A 764-nucleotide genomic window follows, 5' to 3' on the forward strand; every position below is an offset into this window, starting at 1 on the left:
GGCAAGGATCTGACGTGGACCGCGACGGAACTGCAGGACGGGAAGCCCACCGGTTGGATCTGCCCCAACGTGGCGCGCGCGAAGAACAATGTGATCATCACTGCGCAGGTGTGCCAATACGGCAATGGCGCTCCGGCCACCGCGACAATTCTGGACAAGATGTCGGAGAAGATACCGGGCTAGAGCTTTTCACGACTCCTGCCTGGCCCGGGGCCGCACGATGTTCTCGGCGTTACGGCTTCGGGGCCGGTGCGCGATGCGGGCTATCCGGAGTGCTCAGCGGTTGGCCGCCCGAAAAACCGCTGACTACTCCAGGGCTATCGGGCGTGCCCATCGGTTGGGCGCCAGACAGGGTGTTGACGGCTTCGGGACTAGCGGGCGTGGCCATCGCTTGGCCGCCCGAGGGCGAGCTGACAGCTGCGGGACTATCGGGTGTGGCCAGCGGTTCTCCGCCCCAGCCGGGGTCGCAACGCGCGATCTGCGGACATGGAAGAGACGGATCGGAGCGCGCCACCGTGTCGCCCAGGCCGCCGGATACCGCGGTGAGCGCTCCGGCGATCGCTGCTCCTGCGGCCAAACGTGTCAATTTCGACATGAGTGAGATTCCAATCGAGCTGAACCGATAAGGGGTGAGGTCCTAAAAGTCAACGAGGTACGGTTGTTAAAACCTCAGCAGTCCTGTCATGGTACTCCTCCCGGATCCTGCACAAAGTATTCCGATTCTCCCGGGTCTATCGGGGTATCTTCTCCGAGATTTTGTCCAG

At 62.7% G+C, this 764-nt stretch carries 1 protein-coding gene; it reads left to right on the forward strand.

The window, feature by feature from the left end:
- A partial coding sequence (locus A5692_RS26265; RefSeq protein ID WP_197514573.1) for a sensor domain-containing protein occupies window positions 1-183 on the forward strand: 183 nt, incomplete at its 5' end.
- Window positions 184-764 lie beyond the last annotated feature (581 nt).

The sequence above is a fragment of the Mycobacterium sp. E342 genome (assembly GCF_001667665.1).
In the GTDB taxonomy this organism is placed as follows: Bacteria; Actinomycetota; Actinomycetes; order Mycobacteriales; family Mycobacteriaceae; genus Mycobacterium.